General features: G+C 28.8%; 1 protein-coding gene. It reads left to right on the top strand.

Annotated elements, in window-relative coordinates; all coding sequences use genetic code 11:
* The first annotated feature begins 81 nt into the window (after positions 1–81).
* A complete protein-coding gene (locus L866_RS0108080) occupies positions 82–2613 on the top strand; it encodes a hypothetical protein (protein ID WP_169729081.1) in 2532 nt (843 codons plus the stop codon).
* Positions 2614–2682: the final 69 nt, after the last annotated feature.

The following is a 2682-nucleotide window of genomic DNA, read 5'->3' on the forward strand; positions in this document are numbered from 1 at the left end:
GTCCTCCTGGGTAGGTTTTCTGGTAAAAACATTGTACCGTAAAAGGAGCTTTATATGGCCTTTTATCTTTTACACAATTATATGGACTTTATCGAAAAAGAATTACTTAAATATTTTAAAAAAGACGAAAATCCAATTAATAAAAATATAAAAAATCAATATGGTCCAGATTTTCAAACGATTCATTTAATTAGAAGTATTGAAAAAAATAATGATGAATCTCAGCAAAATAAAATAGGTGAAGAACCAAATGAAAATGAACACGAAAATGCTGAAGAGAAAGTGGAAAAAGTTGATTCATCAGAAAACTTGGAATCCACTGAAATAAAGTTAACATTTGATATCAATGACATAAAAACAGGGGATACAATAGGGATTATTAGTAGCAACCTTGTGAAAAAACAATCAATAAGTGAAGAACATGTTAGCTTAGAGCAAAAAAAAGATAAAGTGTCAGAAGATGATGATTTCCTTAAAGATGCAGAATTTGCGGAATTACCTTTATATAAAGTAGCCAAATTAACAGAAGATGAAACGCAAACAAGTTCAGGTAGTCAAACAAAAATCATTCAAATTGGAGACTTCAAAAAAACGCAAACAATTGAACCTCTAGATATTATTGAAAGAGATGGAAAGACATTTGCTCGGTGGAGGTATACAACAAAAATTGATAAAGGGATGACTTCTAATGCTAAGAAGATTACTAATTACTTTACCACTACAGAAGGATCGGGGTTAGGAGAACCGAAAATTACTTCAATTCAAAAAGATGGAATAGAAGTTTCAAACAAAAATATTTCGAAATCAACAACTGGTATTAATTCAGTTGTTGAAAATGCAAGTGTTTTAGAAGGAACATATATTTATGAAATTGAAGCTGAAGTAAAAAAATTCCGTTCAGAATACGTATTAGATTTCCATACAGATTTTGTTTCGAAAATAACTAAGGGAATTCCTATATATTTTGGCAAAAAAGTATTCCATATTTATCAAAGCGCATTTGTAGAGATTCCTTTCAGTGCACGATCGATTAATAGTCAATTATCTGATGGTTTTATTGAGAAAAAAGCCAATACTCCGAATATAAAATCATCTGTTTATTATAATAAAAGTTTTTCAGGCGATTATACTGACGAAAAAGAAATAGAATGGCATGCATCTTTTATGAATACCTCTACAAGTCCGAAATTACCTTGGTTTAATATTGAGGTAGATAAATCTCAAAATATTAAAAGTATTGAAGTTAGTTATTATAAGAAAGAGAATGATAGTTATAAGCTAATAAAAAAAGAAAATCCATCATTAAATAATGATACAAAACAATTAAATCTAACTGCAATTGAACCAGGTGATATTGTAGAAGTTAAAGTAAAATCATCTGTAATTGATGAAAAAAGTAATCATACCCTAAGTCAATCAGCAGAATTAGAATCGTTAAAAAGTGATTTAACAATAAATAAAAATTGGATAGATGAAAAACAAAAAGTTGATTTAAAATTTAATGTTACTACTGGAAAAAACAAGTATAGTATTGACATGAATAGAAATCAAACGGCTGTAATAAAGGAAAATCAACCTAAATTCGAAAAAAATATTAAGGATGGTTATACGTGGGTACGTATACCATATCAAGTAAGTGAGGATATATCATCAAAGTATACTCAAATTTCAAGTAGTATAGATATACATAAATTGATATTTAATTTTACTAATCAACTAAAAGAAGTGAAAAAAACAAATTGTAAGCAATTCGGTGTTTATGAAATAACACCTGTAGAATTTAATGCATATCAATATAATGAAGGTTACTATGGATGGGGAGCAAAAATAGATGGAAAATTTCGGATACCTGCTCACTCTAAAGAGGGAGATTCATTTAATTTAATCTTACCTAAAGAATTTTTAGTATCCTATGCTGTTAATCCTTTTCGTTCAGCATTTGAGATTAAACACAATGATAGTGGAAAAACCATTGCTCATGTATTTTTAGTAAATAAAAGAGAGTTTAAATTCATATTAACTGAATTTGCAACTTTTGACGAAGAATATAGTGGAAGCTTTACAATAGGTAAGGAAATAACTGATTCAATTTACTATGTAAATGGCTGGTTTAAAGATCGTCGCACAAAATACTATGGTGGTATTTTACCTAATCAACCAGAATTTAATGATCCAAATGCCCCAAGGAAAACGTTAGTTAGTAAAGATGTAGAGTACGAAACATTCTATAATGGATCAAACTATTCAACTTGTAATAACAAAATTAATCAGAAAGCTACAGTTCATTATGATGATTGGCGTTTTGAAAGAGGTAAAAAATTAGCAAATAAATACGTCATTGAGGAAAATGAAGATTCAATAACATGGGAAGTAGTCTATAATGCAGGTGGTGTATATTATATACGTCAACCTTACACATATGACACGTTATCTGATACTTTAGAATTATATTCTGGAAATAAGGAAGAAAGTTTTAAAAACGATATAGAAGTTTATGAAGCGCAAGGAGCAAGTAATGGGGGGTATATCAGTAATAGTTTAAAGAAAATTTATCCAGAAAAGAATAAAAATTCTGATTTATCAGTTTTAGATAAAGTCCATATAATTGTGTAAAAGATAAAAGGTCATATAAAGCTCCTTTTACGGTACAATGTTTTTACCACAAAACATACCTAGGAGGAC

Source organism: Atopobacter phocae ATCC BAA-285, assembly GCF_000526675.1.
GTDB lineage: Bacteria > Bacillota > Bacilli > Lactobacillales > Aerococcaceae > Atopobacter > Atopobacter phocae.